Raw genomic sequence first — 14,352 nt, 5'->3', positions numbered from 1 at the left:
CGCTTCCCAGGGTATAGAATTGCTGCGTATGACACCTGCACTCATCATTGTCGATGTCCAACATGATTTTTGCCCCGGCGGAGCCCTTGGCACTGAACGTGGCAATGAGGTTGCTGAGCGCATCGGTGCGCTACAGACCTCCTATGACACGGTCGTAGCGACACAGGATTGGCATATCGATCCGGGCACACATTTCTCTGAGAATCCCGACTTCGTTGATACCTGGCCCACGCACTGCGTGGCTGATTCTTTCGGCGCCGCGATGCACGAGGCCATCGGGCCCGCCCAAGCCTATTTCAAGAAGGGCGAAAACACCGCCGCCTACTCCGGCTTCGAGGGCGCGGCTGAAGGTGTTTCATTGGCGGATTGGTTGCGCGAGCACAACGTCACCGCCGTGGACATCGTTGGCATTGCCACCGATCACTGCGTGCGCGCAACGGCTGCCGACGCCCTTAAGGAAGGCTTCACCGTGCGGGTTCTGGCGGACTACTGTGCGCCCGTCGACGAAGCCCGCGGCGCCGCCGCCCTGGAGGATTTAGCCAAGGCAGGCGCCACCATCGTTAGCGAATAAGCAACAGGGGTTATGGCTGTTTAGCTATCCCCCTGTTGGTTCTGCTGCTGGCGCTGCTCAAAACGTTCGCGGCGCTCGCGCTGTTCCTCACGCTTGCGCAGAATGCGCTCTCGCTCGATGCGCTCGCGCATGCGCTGCGGGTAACCGGTCTCTTCGACGTCATAGACATCGCAGCGCAGAAGCTTGGCCACCGCGTCAATACCTTTGGGCCCACCAATGCGGCGGCGGATGAAGGCGCCGCTTTCATCAACCACGACGACCGACATCTCGTTGACCACGGTCTCCGGCTCCACAAATGCCTCAACATAGGCCCGCCCTTGAACCCAGGCTTGAAGCTCCTGCGCGTCTTCAGCGCGAATGGTCTCCCCCGGTGCGCGGGGTGGGCGCAGTTGGGACTTAGAGCTATTGCGGCGGAAGGGGTTGAACATGGCTCTTTAGCCTACCGGAGGCCGCCTTCAGCCACTTCACGCGGAGGATGCCCCAATTAACCCCACCCATGCGCGCCTTTTATAAACACGCTGTAGAATCAATCACTAGCGTTTCAAAAATTCCAACTTTCGAGGAGTCTTAATACTTATGGCACACTCTGTTGTGATGCCCGAACTGGGCGAATCTGTAACCGAAGGCACGATTACCCAGTGGCTGAAGTCCGTCGGTGACACCGTTGAGGTCGACGAACCTTTGCTCGAGGTCTCCACCGACAAGGTCGACACCGAAATCCCTTCCCCGGTCGCCGGCACCATCCTCGAAATCAAGGCTGAGGAAGATGACACCGTAGACGTGGGAGAGGTCATCGCGATCATCGGTGATGAGGGCGAGTCCGCACCAGCTGCCGAGGAGTCGGAGGACTCTTCTGAGAAGGCTGCCGAAACCCCGGACAAGCCTGCTGAGGACGCCGAGTCTGAGGCTCCCGCTGCTTCTGGTGACGCCACCGACGTGGAGATGCCGGAGCTTGGTGAGTCCGTCACCGAAGGCACCATCACCCAGTGGCTGAAGTCCGTCGGCGACACCGTCGAGGTCGACGAACCACTCCTCGAGGTCTCCACCGACAAGGTCGACACCGAAATCCCATCCCCAGTCGCCGGCACCCTCGTTGAAATCCTCGCCGAGGAAGACGACACCGTTGACGTCGGCGCCGTCATCGCCCGCATCGGCGACGGCTCCGCCGCAGCCTCCGAGAAGCCTGCCCCCAAGGCAGAGGAAAAGAAGGAAGAGCCCAAGGCAGAGGAGAAGAAGCCTGCTGCTTCTGGTGACGCCACCGACGTGGAGATGCCGGAGCTTGGTGAGTCCGTCACCGAAGGCACCATCACCCAGTGGCTGAAGTCCGTCGGCGACACCGTCGAGGTCGACGAACCACTCCTCGAGGTCTCCACCGACAAGGTCGACACCGAAATCCCATCCCCAGTCGCCGGCACCCTCGTTGAAATCCTCGCCGAGGAAGACGACACCGTTGACGTCGGCGCCGTCATCGCCCGCATCGGCGACGGCTCCGCCGCAGCCTCCGAGAAGCCCGCTGCCAAGGAAGAAAAGGCAGAGGAAAAGAAGGAAGAGCCCAAGGCTGAGGAGAAGAAGGAAGCGTCGAAGGCAGAAGAGAAGAAGCCTGCTGCTTCCCAGTCCTCCGAGCCGAAGACTTCTGAGACTTCCACCAAGGTCAACAACGGCGATAACGTCCCGTACGTGACCCCGCTGGTGCGCAAGCTGGCTGAGAAGCACGGCGTTGACCTGTCCACCGTCTCCGGCACTGGCGTCGGCGGCCGCATCCGCAAGCAGGACGTCCTGGCCGCTGCTGGCGAGGGCGAGGCACCGGCTTCCTCCGCTAGCGCTTCCTCCAGCAACCCGCGTGCTCGCTGGTCCACCAAGTCCGTGGATCCGGAGAAGCAGGAGCTCATCGGCACCACCCAGAAGGTCAACCGTATCCGCGAGATCACGGCGTCCAAAATGGTTGAGGCCCTCCAGATCTCCGCTCAGCTGACCCACGTCCAGGAAGTCGATATGACCGCCATCTGGGATATGCGCAAGCAGTCCAAGCAGGCGTTCATTGACAAGTACGAGGCCAACCTCTCCTTCCTGCCGTTCATCGTGAAGGCAACCGTCGAGGCTCTGGTCTCCCACCCGAACGTCAACGCGTCCTACAACCCGGAGACCAAGGAGATGACCTACCACGCTGACGTCAACGTGGCCATCGCCGTAGATACTCCGCGCGGCCTGCTGACCCCGGTCATCCACAAGGCTCAGGAGCTGACGCTGCCGGAGATTGCCCAGAAGATCGCCGAGCTGGCTGACAAGGCACGCAACAACAAGCTCAAGCCGAATGATCTGACCGGTGCAACCTTCACCGTGACCAACATTGGCTCTGAGGGCGCCCTGCTGGATACCCCGATTCTGGTTCCGCCGCAGGCCGGCATCCTGGGCACCGCCGCTATTACCAAGCGCGCGGTCGTCGTCACTGAGGACGGTCAGGACGCCATTGCCATCCGCCAGATGTGCTACCTGCCGTTCACCTACGACCACCAGGTGGTCGATGGTGCCGACGCTGGTCGCTTCATCACGACCATCAAGGACCGCCTCGAGACCGCTGATTTCGAAGCCGACCTTGACCTCTAAGTCTTTACAAGACTCCAACTCTTAAGAGGCTTGCTCCCCCGCCACTGCGGTGGGGGAGCTTCGTCGTTTCGCGCACTGTTTCTCTCCTCCAACGCCGCACAACGGGCCAGGGCGGCCCAGCGACAAGCGCTCTCATGTCAGCACCCCGCCTACCTGACGAAGTTTGCCGCAGATCCTGCGGCGAGTTCAATAACTTTGGCAGATAGGCACCTTCCGAGCCCCGCCGCTGCGTTTCCATGCCTAACTGTGACTCAGCACACTAGACTGTGGCGCATGGTTTCTCAGAAGTGGTTCCGTGTCGCTTTAGGTATGTTCCTCGTCGCCTGCGGCGCCAATCTCTTCGCACCTATGGTCGTGGTCTACCAAGTCACCACCTCGCTGGGGGTTCTGCAGACGACCTTCCTCTTCGGCATCTATGCCCTCGGCATCATGGTGGCTCTCTTCATTGGCGGCCCGCTTTCGGATTCGCTGGGGCGCCGCGCCGTCATGCGCCCAGCCGTCCTCACCACCACTGCTGGCTCACTGGTCTTCCTCGCTGGCGCAGGCGGCGCCTTCCTCCCCTTGTTGATTGGCCGCCTGTGTGCCGGGGCTGCGGTGGGACTGGCCATGTCTTCCGGCGCTGCGTGGATCAAGGAGCTCAGCACCCACCTCAGCGTGGGCGCCAAGCGTTCATCCGTCGCTCTGTCGGCCGGCTTCGCCTCCGCGCCTGGAGTCGCTGGCATCGCCGCGGAATTCCTTCCCTGGCCCACCGTCCTGCCTTATCTATTACACATCGCACTTGCCCTCGTCGTGGTCCCACTCGTGTGGACGGTGCCCGAAAAGCGAACCAGAACACCGCAGACGCAGCGGCGCGCCTTCATACCGACAAGCCTGATTACTCCTAGCTACCTACCCGTCGTGGCCTACGCGCCGTGGGTCTTCGGCTCCGCTACCACCGCTTTCGTGTTCCTGCCCGCACAGCTCAGTGAGCATCTGCGCCACCCCATTCTCATCGCCGGATTGTGTGCGCTGCTCACCATGGGCAGCGGCGTGGTCATCCAACAGCTGGCGGGACGTATCCGGGTTAACGCCTTCCACGGCATGGTGCTGGCCGCACTAGGCATGGTGCTGTGTCTCATCGTCGTCGTGTCAGCACACCACGGCTGGGCAGTATTCCTCCTGCCTCTCGCAGCCATTATCATGGGTAGCTCCTATGGAATTGGCATGCTCAGCGGGCTCGCAGAAACCCAAGCCATCGCCGACCCAGCGGAGCTCGGGGCAGCAACGGGGGTGTTTTATTCGCTAACTTATCTAGGCTTCTTTGCCCCCTTCATCCTCTCCCTTTTGGGCCCTATCACAGGCTATTCCACCGCCTTCATCATTGGACTCGCGGTCGCGGCGCTGACTGCCGTGCCGCTGCATCTCCGAATCAGGGGTAACCGGGGTTAATGTCATGGCATACGCCTTATACTTGGGGGCAGTTTAGGTCACACAAACTAACGCCACGAAGGAGATTCACCATATGGATTTCATCTCTCGTCACCTCGGCCCGGATGCAGCCGAGCGTGAGACGATGCTCAAGGCTGTGGGCTACGACAGCGTCGACGCGCTGGTCGATGCCGCCTTGCCTACCTCTATCCGCGCCACTGAGGCGCTCAACCTTCCGGAGGCTTTGAGCGAAGATGACGCACAGGCGAAGCTACGCGAGTACGCCTCCCAGAACGTCGTGCTGAAGTCCTTCTATGGCCAGGGCTACTCCGATACCCTCACCCCGGCGGTCATTCGCCGCGGCCTGCTGGAGGATGCCGGCTGGTACACCGCCTACACGCCCTACCAGCCGGAGATTTCGCAGGGCCGCCTCGAGGCACTGCTGAACTTCCAGACCATGATTGAGTCCCTGACCGGCCTTCCTATCGCCAACGCCTCGCTTCTCGACGAAGCCTCTGCCACCGCCGAAGCCGTCGGCCTGATGGCCCGCGCGGTCAAGAAGGGCCGCCGCGTGCTGTTGGATTCGCGCTTGCACCCGCAGGTGCTGGCCGTGGCCGCCGAGCGCGCCCGGGCCATCGAGCTGGAGGTCGAGATTGCTGATGTCCGCGATGGCATCGTCGGCGAAGACCTCGTCGGTGCAGTTCTGGCCTACACGGGAACCGAGGGCGATATCGTCGACCCTCGCGCCGCCATCGAGGAGCTGCACACCCGCGGCGCCCTAGCTGCCGTCGTGGCTGACCCGCTGTCGCTGCTCCTTCTGGAAGCCCCGGGGTCGATGGGGGCAGATGTTGTCCTCGGCTCCTCGCAGCGCTTCGGTGTCCCACTCTTCTTCGGCGGCCCGCACGCAGCCTTCATGTCCGTCACGGATAAGCTCAAGCGCCAGCTGCCGGGCCGCATCGTGGGCGTGTCCAAGGACGCTGCCGGCCGCCCCGCTTACCGCCTGGCGCTGCAGACCCGCGAGCAGCACATCCGCCGCGAGCGCGCCACCTCCAATATCTGTACTGCCCAGGCCCTCCTGGCCAACGTGGCCTCCATGTACGCGGTCTACCATGGCCCGAAGGGGCTGAAGGAAATTGCCCAGCGCGTGCATGACCGCGCTTCTGCTTTCGCCGCGGCAGTCACCGGCGCAGGCAAGGAGATTGTCTCCCGCGACTTCTTCGACACCGTCACCGTCACCGGCGTGGATGCCGCCGCTATCAAGACCCAGCTGCAGGAACAGGGCTACCTGGTGCGCGTCATCGGAGCGGATAATGTTTCTGTTTCCTTCGGCGAGTCCGCCACCCACGAGGATGTCACCACCCTGGCCGCTGCCTTCGACGCCGCGGACTCCGCTGCGGCGACCGCCGCCTCTTTCGAGATTCCGTCCTCCGTCCAGCGCTCCGAGGAGCCGCTGCAGCACGAGATCTTCAACTCCATCCACTCCGAGACCCAGATGCTGCGCTACCTGCGCACCCTGGCGGATAAGGACTTAGCACTCGACCGCACGATGATCCCGCTGGGCTCGTGCACGATGAAGCTCAACCCCACCTCCGCCATGGAACCCATCTCCTGGCCGGAGTTCGCGGGCATTCACCCCTATGCCCCTGAGGAAACCACCGCTGGCTGGCGCGCGCTGATCGACGAACTCGAGTCCTGGCTCGCCGAAATCACCGGCTACGCGCAGGTTTCCATCCAGCCCAATGCTGGTTCCCAAGGCGAGCTGGCAGGCCTGTTGGCCATCCGCCGCTACCACGTGGCCAACGGCGACCATGGCCGCGATGTCATCCTCATCCCTGCCTCGGCACACGGCACCAACGCCGCGTCGGCGACGTTGGCCAACCTGCGCGTTGTAGTGGTCAAGACCGCTGACGATGGCTCCATTGATGTTGCTGATCTCGATGCCAAGCTCGAGCAGCACGGTGAGCACGTCGCCGGCATCATGATTACCTACCCCTCCACCCACGGCGTCTTCGACCCGGAAGTGCGCGAGGTCTGCGACAAGGTCCACGCGGCAGGCGGCCAGGTCTACATCGACGGCGCGAACATGAACGCGCTGGCCGGTTGGGCCCATCCGGGCGCTTTCGGTGGCGATGTCTCCCACCTCAACCTGCACAAGACTTTCACCATCCCGCACGGCGGAGGTGGCCCGGGCGTGGGCCCGGTGGGCGTCGCCAAGCACTTGGTACCTTTCCTGCCGACGGATGCCAACGATCCCCAGCTGGATCCTGCGCAGCCGGCTGTGGAGGGCACCGGCGTGCCGTCCACCGCATCGCGCTACGGCTCGGCCGGCGTGCTGCCGATTTCCTGGTCTTATCTGGCCATGGTGGGCTCGCAAGGACTCACGGAGGCCACGAGCCATGCCATCCTCGGCGCGAACTACCTGGCGCAGAGCCTGAAGGATTCCTTCCCCGTTCTCTACACGGGTAATGCCGGCCTGGTGGCGCATGAATGCATCTTTGACCTGCGCGAGCTGACCGACGCCTCCGGCGTCACCGCCGCTGATGTGGCCAAGCGCCTCGTGGACTACGGCTTCCACGCGCCGACCCTGTCCTTCCCGGTGGCCGGCACCCTCATGGTGGAGCCGACCGAGTCCGAGGACCTAGGTGAGCTGGACCGCTTCATCGAAGCCATGCGTTCCATCCGCGCCGAAATCCAGGAGATCATCGACGGCAAGGTGGCCTACGAGGACTCCGTCATCCACCACGCGCCGTTCAACGCCGAATCCGTCGCTGCCGACGAGTGGAACTATGCCTTTAGCCGCCAGCAGGCTGCCTACCCGGTGACCTCCCTGCGCGCTAATAAGTACTTCCCGCCGGTGCGCCGCATCGACGAGGCTTACGGTGACCGCAACCTGGTGTGCACCTGCCCGCCGCCAGAGGCTTTTGACTACTCCGACGAGAACCAGGAGGTTTAATCAATGACTGACTACCTGCACTCCCCGCTGCATGCCGAGCACGAGAAACTCGGCGCTACCTTCACCCCCTTCGGGCCGTGGGAGATGCCGCTGAAGTATGACAACGAGCTTGAGGAGCACCGCGCGGTGCGTAATGCCGCGGGCCTCTTCGACCTCTCCCACATGGGTGAAATCTGGGTCAACGGCTCAGACGCCGCCGAGTTCTTGTCTCACTGCTTCATCTCCAACCTCGCCACCCTCAAGGAGGGCAAGGCAAAGTACTCCATGATCTGTGCTGAGGATGGTGGCATCATCGATGACCTCATCACCTACCGCTTGGAGGAAACCAAGTTCCTCGTCGTGCCCAATGCCGGCAACGCCGACACCGTGTGGGAGGCGCTTAACCAGCGCGCCGAGGGCTTCGACGTGGACCTGAAGAACGAGTCCCGCGACGTGGCGATGATTGCTGTCCAGGGACCGAAGGCGCTGGAGATCCTCGTCCCGTTGGTGGAGGACACCAAGCAGCAGGCCGTGATGGACCTGCCCTACTACGCCGCGATGACCGGCAAGGTGGCCCGTAAGTATGCGTTCATCTGCCGCACCGGCTACACCGGCGAGGACGGCTTCGAGCTCATCGTCTACAACTCCGATGCCCCGGAGCTGTGGGAAGAGCTGCTCAAGGCCGGCGAGGAATACGGCATCAAGCCCTGCGGCTTGGCAGCGCGCGACTCCCTGCGCTTGGAGGCTGGCATGCCGCTCTACGGCAACGAGCTCACCCGCGATATCACCCCAGTGGAGGCCGGAATGTCCCGCGCCTTTGCCAAGAAGGAGCAGGACTTCGTAGGCGCTGAGGTGCTGCGCCAGCGCGCTGAGGAGGGCCCGCAGGCCGTTATCACCGGACTTGTCTCCTCCCAGCGCCGCGCCGCCCGTGCCGGCTCCGAGGTCTACGTGGGTGAGAACAAGGTGGGCACGGTGACATCTGGTCAGCCCTCCCCCACCCTGGGGCACCCGGTAGCACTCGCGCTCATCGATACCGCCGCTGGACTCGAGCCGGGTGCGGCCGTCGAGGTGGATATCCGCGGCAAGCGCTACCCCTTCGAAGTCTCCGCGCTGCCCTTCTACAAGCGCGATAAGTAAACTCCACTACTGAAGTCAACTACCGAAAGGACACCCCTTCTCATGGCTAATCTTCCTTCCGATTTCTCCTACTCCGAGGACCACGAGTGGATTAACGCCACCGCTGACTCCGTCGTTGGTTCTACCGTCCGTATCGGCATCACCTCCGTGGCCACCGACCGCCTGGGGGAGGTCGTCTTCGCTGAGCTGCCTGCCGTGGGCGATACCGTCGAGCACGGCGAGACCTGCGGCGAGGTCGAGTCCACCAAGTCCGTGTCTGACCTCTACTCCCCGGTCACCGGCACCGTGACCGCCGTCAATGAGGGCGTGCACGATGACTACGCAGTCATCAACAACGATCCCTTCGGTGAGGGCTGGCTCTTCGAGGTAGAGGTCACCGAGGCCGGCGATCTGATGACCGCCGACGAGTACGCCTCCGCCAACGGCGTTGACTAAAACAACGCTTGAGCAGCGCAGACTCAGCCCCTTTCGGGCTGATATCTCGCGGGGTTTAGGATCGGGTTCATGACTGCTCCCCGCGAACCTTTCTTTCCCGCGGATCGCTCCATCCGCGCGTCCGATAAGCCACTGGAGATCCGCCGCTTGGGCCGCATGGGCTACCAAGAGGCCTGGGATCTGCAGGCTGAGCTCGCGGCGGCGCGGGCGGCGGGTACGCAGGGTGATGTCATCCTCGTGGTGGAGCACCCCAACGTCTACACCGCCGGCAAGCGCACGCAGCCGGAGGATATGCCTGATAATGGCCTGCCGGTCATTGATGTCGACCGGGGAGGACGCATCACCTGGCACGGTGAGGGCCAGTTGGTGGTCTACCCCATTATCAAGCTGGCCGAGCCGGTAGACGTTGTCGATTACGTCCGCCGCCTTGAGGAGGCCATCATCCAAGCCGTCCGCGAACTCGGTGTGAGCACCGCTGGGCGCATCGATGGACGCTCTGGCGTATGGGTTCCTTCCACCACCCAGGCTACCGACCCAGCCGCCCCGAAGCGCGACCGTAAGCTCGGCGCCTTGGGCATTCGCGTGACCCGCGGCGTGACCATGCACGGCCTAGCGCTCAACTGCACCAACACCTTGGAGTACTACGAGCACATCGTGGCCTGTGGCATCGATGATGCGGATGTATCCACGCTGTCGCTTGAGCTGGGCCGCCCGGTGACTATGGAGGAGGCAGAAGCGCCGCTTCTCGACGCTCTCCTCAAAGCCCTCTCCGGGGAATTAACGGTGGCCGACCACACCTTTGCCTCGGCCCCTGATCCCATCAAAGTGGCCAATGAGAAGGCCCGCAAGGCCCGCAAAGCCGCGCAAGAAAAATAGCGGTTACCCTCGGTGGAATAAAGCCGCCACGCGCAGGGCTTGTATTAGGAAGAGCTAGTTTAAACACGTAAAGTGAGGTTCCGTGACTGTTAAGCCTGAAGGACGCAAGATGCTCCGCATTGAGAAGAAGAATGCGGAGTCTCCCATCGAACAGAAGCCGCGTTGGATCCGCAACCAGGTTCGCACCGGCCCTGGGTATGAGGACATGAAATCTCGCGTGTCTGGTGCTTCCCTGCACACCGTGTGTCAGGAGGCTGGCTGCCCCAATATTCATGAATGCTGGGAATCGCGTGAGGCTACCTTCCTCATCGGCGGCGACAAGTGCACTCGCCGCTGTGATTTCTGCGATATCGCTACTGGCAAGCCGGCGGAATTGGACCGCGACGAGCCGCGTCGTGTGGCAGAGAGCATCCAAGAAATGGATCTCAACTACACCACAATTACGGGTGTTACCCGCGATGATCTGCCTGACGAGGGCGCCTGGCTCTACGCCGAGGTGGTGCGCAAGATTCATGAGCTCAACCCGCACACGGGCGTGGAGAACCTCACCCCGGACTTCTCAGGTAAGCCGGACCTGCTCCAGGAGGTCTTTGAGGCCCGCCCCGAGGTTTTCGCCCACAACCTGGAAACCGTGCCGCGCATCTTCAAGCGCATCCGCCCGGCCTTCCGCTATGAGCGTTCGCTCGACGTCATCCGCCAGGCCCACGACTTTGGTTTGATCACCAAGTCCAACCTCATCCTGGGTATGGGCGAAACCGCAGAGGAGATCGAGGAAGCACTGCGCGACCTGCGCTCGGCAGGCTGCGACATCATCACGATTACCCAGTACCTGCGCCCTGGTCCGCGCTTCCACCCGATCGAGCGCTGGGTGCGTCCAGAGGAGTTCGTGGAGCACTCCAAGCTGGCCAAGGAGCTCGGCTTCGGCGGCGTCATGTCTGGCCCGCTGGTCCGCTCCTCCTACCGTGCTGGCCGCCTCTACGTGCAAGCCATGGAGGCACGCGGTCTCGAGCTTCCGGAGAACCTGAAGCACCTAGCGGAGACTTCCCAGGGCGCTACCGCTCAGGAAGCTTCCACCCTGCTGGAGAAGTACGGCCCCTCCGAGGAGACCCCAGTGACGACCCGCATGGTCAAGACCCCAGCCGGTGCAGCGAACCGGAACTCGGCGGCGTCCACCATTCGCTAGTTCGATTCTCTTTTTCACCCTCTGACCTCTAAAGTAGGAGCCATGGCTAACGACGACAAGGCATCGCTCAAGGAAGCGAAGAAGCAAGAGCGGGCAGCCAAGCGCGCCCAGCGCAAGCAGAACTGGTCACAGATGTGGCAAGCGTTCAACATGCAGCGCAAGCAGGACAAGGCTCTCATCCCCATCATGCTGGCTGCATTCTTGGGTGTGGGCTTGCTCTTCTTCCTTATCGGCCTGCTCTTCAACGGCCAGTGGTTCATGCTCATCATCGGCTTGGGCCTTGGCGCAATGCTCGCTATGTTCCTGTTCACTCGCCGCCTCGAGCGCGACATGTACAAGAAGGTGGAGGACCAACCTGGTGTCGCCGGTTGGGCTTTGGAGCAACAGCTGCGCAACACCGTGGGCGTGGTGTGGAAGGTCAAGCCGGGCGTGGCGGCGACCCGCCAGCAGGATCTGGTGCACCGCGTGATTGGTAACTCGGGCGTCATCTTCGTCGTCGAAGGTGACCGCAAGCGCGTCGCCCCTACTCTCAACCGTTTGAAGAAGCGCGTTGACCGCCTAGCTGGCGGCGTGCCGGTCTACGAGGTCTTCGTGGGCAGCGGTGAGGATGAGGTGCCGGTGTCCAAGCTGCGCACTCACATCATGAAGCTGCCGCGCAACTACAACAAGAACGAAACCTACGACAACATTCGCCGCATCGAGGCCATGGATGATCTGCCGGGTACTACTCCGGGTCTGCCGAAGGGCCCGATGCCCCGCCAGGCTCAGAACATGGCGGGCATGAACCGCCGCATGCGCCGCATGCAGGAGCGCAAGGGCGGCAAATAAGCCACCTCGTTCCGCACAAGGAGGGGTCCCTTCCGAGATTCTCGGAAGGGACCCCTCCTTTAATTGGCTTTAAGGACTTCCCTGGGCCTTGTTCCCTGCATTGGCCACAGCAGAATCTTCTGCTCAGCAAGCACCTTCTATTTGGCATCTCCCAAAAGGCGTCTTTAGCCCTGAAAACGCCATTTGCACAGCCTAAATGGCGTTTTTAATCCTAAAAACGCCATACAACAGATGCCTTTTGCCAGACGCCTTTTACCAGGTGCCATTTGCCAGATACCGTTCGCTGAAAGCCATCTGACCCCATACCCCGCGCGAAGCTTGTGGTGGATACGACCGGCTGGCGCTGAACAAGCTTTAGGCCATGATGACGGCGGTGCCGGTGGCGCGGTCGTGGAGGCCGCGGCCGTCGGCATCGACCATCGCTGCGGGGAAGAGCACAGCAGTCAGCAGCGTGCGGACCGCGGCCCGCCACAAACCGACAGAGGTACCCGGCACGTCGAGGCGGGCCACGCCCATACCCAGCATGGCCATTCCCGGGGTGCGAGCGAAGAGCCATCCGCACACGATGCCCATGACTACCCACACTGCATAACCCAAGAAGGCTGGGCCGCCGAGCGAATCCGTAAAGAGCTCAAGAAGATTGGCAATGATCATCGCCAAGATCCAGTCAATGAGCACGCCAAGAGTGCGCCGCATTACAGAAGCCAGGGCACCTGGCCCCTCCTTGGGCAAGCCCATTGTTTGCCCAGGCCACTGCCCGTGCTCAAAGCCGTCGTTGTTATCTGCCATGTTCACCAATCTAGCCGTCGCCTCCGCGAAGCAGAAAATTTACATCTAGGTGCCCCAGGCACCCCAGTGAAGCAGCCAATACCTGTAAACTAGTCGGGAGTACTACACGTCAACCAACAGGAGACCACCGTGTCCTTTGAGACAATCCAGGACGTCATCACATTCATCAAGGAAGAGGACGTCAAGTTCGTTGACATCCGGTTTACGGACGTCCCCGGCACTGAGCACCACTTCTCTATTCCGGCCGAGGAGTTTACTGAAGACGCAGCCGCCGAAGGCCTCGCTTTTGATGGTTCTTCCATCCGCGGATTCACCACCATCGATGAGTCCGATATGACGCTGCTGCCGGATCCGAAAACCGCCTTCGTGGATCCTTTCCGCACCGCGAAGACCTTGAACATCAAGTTCTTCGTCCACGACCCGTTCACCCTGGAGCCTTTCAGCCGCGACCCGCGCAACATCGCGCGCAAGGCTGAGGAGTACCTCGCCTCCACTGGTATTGCGGATACCTGTAACTTCGGCGCCGAGGCTGAGTTCTACATCTTCGACTCCGTTCGCTACGGCACCGACGTACATAATGGCTTCTACGAGGTTGATACCGATGAGGGCTGGTGGAACCGCGGTTCTGAGACCAACTTCGATGGCACCCCGAACACCGGTTTCAAGACTCGCGTGAAGGGCGGCTACTTCCCTACGGCGCCCGTCGACAAGCACGGCGAGGTCCGCGATGCCATGGTGGAGCAGCTGCAGAAGGCAGGCTTTGTTATCGAGCGCTTCCACCACGAGGTGGGCAGCGGCCAGAACGAGATCAACTACCGCTTCAACTCCCTGCTGCACGCGGCTGATGATATTCAGACCTTCAAGTACATCATCAAGAACACCGCTGAACAGTTCGGTAAGTCCGTAACCTTCATGCCGAAGCCGCTGGCCGGCGATAATGGTTCCGGTATGCACGCCCACATGTCCCTGTGGCAGGACGGCAAGCCGCTCTTCCACGATGAGGCTGGCTACGCCGGTCTGTCTGATATGGCTCGCTACTACATCGGCGGCATCTTGACCCACGCACCGGCTGTGCTGGCGTTCACTAACCCCACTCTGAACTCCTACCACCGTCTGGTCCCAGGCTTTGAGGCCCCAATCAACCTGGTGTACTCGCAGCGCAACCGCTCGGCTGCTATCCGTATCCCGATTACCGGTTCCAACCCGAAGGCCAAGCGCATTGAGTTCCGCGCGCCGGATCCGTCGGGCAACCCCTACTTCGGCTTCGCTGCCATGATGATGGCAGGCCTCGACGGCATCAAGAACCGCATTGAGCCGCACGCTCCGGTGGATAAGGACCTCTACGAGCTGCCGCCGGCAGAAGCTGCGTCCATCCCGCAGGCGCCGACCTCCCTGGAGGCCTCCATCGCAGCGCTTGAGGAGGACAACGAGTTCCTCACTGAGGGCGATGTCTTCTCCGAGGATCTCATCGAGACCTACATCAACTACAAGCGTGAGAACGAAATCGCACCGGTCCGCCTGCGCCCGACTCCGCAGGAATTTGAGATGTACTACGACTGCTAAAGGATATGTGGGTATCTGCCCCATTCT

12 protein-coding genes are annotated in these 14,352 nt (G+C 62.0%); 10 read left to right on the top strand and 2 right to left on the bottom strand.

The genetic code is table 11. The features are described from left to right. The first annotated feature begins 28 nt into the window (after nt 1–28). Nucleotides 29–571 carry an isochorismatase family protein gene (locus tag HMPREF2996_RS01315; protein WP_070729761.1) on the top strand — a complete coding sequence of 181 codons (543 nt, stop codon included), beginning with the start codon at nt 29–31 and terminating at the stop codon, nt 569–571. 20 nt (nt 572–591) lie between these two features. Here HMPREF2996_RS01315 and HMPREF2996_RS01310 read toward each other — a convergent pair whose 3' ends face one another. Continuing rightward, on the bottom strand, nt 592–999 hold the full coding sequence (locus HMPREF2996_RS01310; protein WP_070526613.1) for an oxidoreductase: 408 nt from the start codon (nt 997–999) through the stop codon (nt 592–594). Between the two features lie 148 nt (nt 1,000–1,147). On the opposite strand from HMPREF2996_RS01310, the gene sucB reads away from it, so the two are divergent. The 8 genes from sucB to HMPREF2996_RS01270 all read left to right on the top strand — a co-directional run bounded on the left by sucB (nt 1,148) and on the right by HMPREF2996_RS01270 (nt 11,973). After that, entirely contained in the window at nt 1,148–3,175 is a 2,028-nt protein-coding gene (sucB, locus tag HMPREF2996_RS01305; protein ID WP_070729759.1) for a 2-oxoglutarate dehydrogenase, E2 component, dihydrolipoamide succinyltransferase, read from the top strand. 273 nt (nt 3,176–3,448) lie between these two features. Beyond that, a complete protein-coding gene (locus HMPREF2996_RS01300) occupies nt 3,449–4,603 on the top strand; it encodes an MFS transporter (protein WP_070729758.1) in 1,155 nt (384 codons plus the stop codon). Nucleotides 4,604–4,676: 73 nt separating this feature from the next. Beyond that, nucleotides 4,677–7,535, top strand: coding sequence for an aminomethyl-transferring glycine dehydrogenase (gene gcvP, locus HMPREF2996_RS01295; protein WP_070729756.1), 2,859 nt, complete (start codon nt 4,677–4,679; stop codon nt 7,533–7,535). A 3-nt stretch (nt 7,536–7,538) separates the two neighbouring features. Then, nucleotides 7,539–8,651 (top strand): glycine cleavage system aminomethyltransferase GcvT, encoded by a 1,113-nt coding sequence (gene gcvT, locus HMPREF2996_RS01290; RefSeq protein WP_070729754.1) that lies wholly within the window; start codon nt 7,539–7,541, stop codon nt 8,649–8,651. Between the two features lie 42 nt (nt 8,652–8,693). Beyond that, nucleotides 8,694–9,086 (top strand): glycine cleavage system protein GcvH, encoded by a 393-nt coding sequence (gene gcvH, locus HMPREF2996_RS01285; RefSeq protein ID WP_070729752.1) that lies wholly within the window; start codon nt 8,694–8,696, stop codon nt 9,084–9,086. A 69-nt stretch (nt 9,087–9,155) separates the two neighbouring features. Beyond that, nucleotides 9,156–9,962 (top strand): lipoyl(octanoyl) transferase LipB, encoded by an 807-nt coding sequence (gene lipB, locus HMPREF2996_RS01280; protein WP_070729751.1) that lies wholly within the window; start codon nt 9,156–9,158, stop codon nt 9,960–9,962. A 109-nt stretch (nt 9,963–10,071) separates the two neighbouring features. After that, nucleotides 10,072–11,145 (top strand): lipoyl synthase, encoded by a 1,074-nt coding sequence (gene lipA / locus HMPREF2996_RS01275; RefSeq protein WP_070447403.1) that lies wholly within the window; start codon nt 10,072–10,074, stop codon nt 11,143–11,145. A gap of 42 nt (nt 11,146–11,187) precedes the next feature. After that, nucleotides 11,188–11,973 carry a DUF4191 domain-containing protein gene (locus tag HMPREF2996_RS01270; protein ID WP_070729750.1) on the top strand — a complete coding sequence of 262 codons (786 nt, stop codon included), beginning with the start codon at nt 11,188–11,190 and terminating at the stop codon, nt 11,971–11,973. Nucleotides 11,974–12,327: 354 nt separating this feature from the next. Here the strand turns inward: HMPREF2996_RS01270 and HMPREF2996_RS01265 are convergent, their stop codons facing one another. Further along, nucleotides 12,328–12,762: an RDD family protein gene (locus HMPREF2996_RS01265; protein ID WP_070447409.1), complete on the bottom strand. Its 435-nt coding sequence runs from the start codon at nt 12,760–12,762 to the stop codon at nt 12,328–12,330. 129 nt (nt 12,763–12,891) lie between these two features. Here HMPREF2996_RS01265 and glnA point away from each other — a divergent pair, with 129 nt between their 5' ends. Further along, nucleotides 12,892–14,325 (top strand): type I glutamate--ammonia ligase, encoded by a 1,434-nt coding sequence (gene glnA, locus HMPREF2996_RS01260; RefSeq protein ID WP_070447412.1) that lies wholly within the window; start codon nt 12,892–12,894, stop codon nt 14,323–14,325. Nucleotides 14,326–14,352 lie beyond the last annotated feature (27 nt).

It is taken from the genome of Corynebacterium sp. HMSC066C02 (genome assembly GCF_001814945.1).
GTDB classification, from domain to species: Bacteria; Actinomycetota; Actinomycetes; order Mycobacteriales; family Mycobacteriaceae; genus Corynebacterium; species Corynebacterium aurimucosum.
The sequence above is the reverse complement of the archived record's forward strand: the minus strand, read 5'-3'. Positions and strand labels throughout refer to the sequence as shown.

Bases quoted from the DNA above. Each gene is read 5' to 3' on its own strand.
- gcvT (WP_070729754.1), top strand. From the start codon at position 7,539: ATGACTGACTACCTGCACTCCCCGCTGCATGCCGAGCACGAGAAACTC.
- gcvH (WP_070729752.1), top strand. From the start codon at position 8,694: ATGGCTAATCTTCCTTCCGATTTCTCCTACTCCGAGGACCACGAGTGG.
- HMPREF2996_RS01265 (WP_070447409.1), bottom strand. From the start codon at position 12,762: ATGGCAGATAACAACGACGGCTTTGAGCACGGGCAGTGGCCTGGGCAA.
- lipB (WP_070729751.1), top strand. From the start codon at position 9,156: ATGACTGCTCCCCGCGAACCTTTCTTTCCCGCGGATCGCTCCATCCGC.
- HMPREF2996_RS01315 (WP_070729761.1), top strand. From the start codon at position 29: ATGACACCTGCACTCATCATTGTCGATGTCCAACATGATTTTTGCCCC.
- gcvP (WP_070729756.1), top strand. From the start codon at position 4,677: ATGGATTTCATCTCTCGTCACCTCGGCCCGGATGCAGCCGAGCGTGAG.
- HMPREF2996_RS01300 (WP_070729758.1), top strand. From the start codon at position 3,449: ATGGTTTCTCAGAAGTGGTTCCGTGTCGCTTTAGGTATGTTCCTCGTC.
- lipA (WP_070447403.1), top strand. From the start codon at position 10,072: ATGCTCCGCATTGAGAAGAAGAATGCGGAGTCTCCCATCGAACAGAAG.
- sucB (WP_070729759.1), top strand. From the start codon at position 1,148: ATGGCACACTCTGTTGTGATGCCCGAACTGGGCGAATCTGTAACCGAA.
- HMPREF2996_RS01270 (WP_070729750.1), top strand. From the start codon at position 11,188: ATGGCTAACGACGACAAGGCATCGCTCAAGGAAGCGAAGAAGCAAGAG.
- HMPREF2996_RS01310 (WP_070526613.1), bottom strand. From the start codon at position 999: ATGTTCAACCCCTTCCGCCGCAATAGCTCTAAGTCCCAACTGCGCCCA.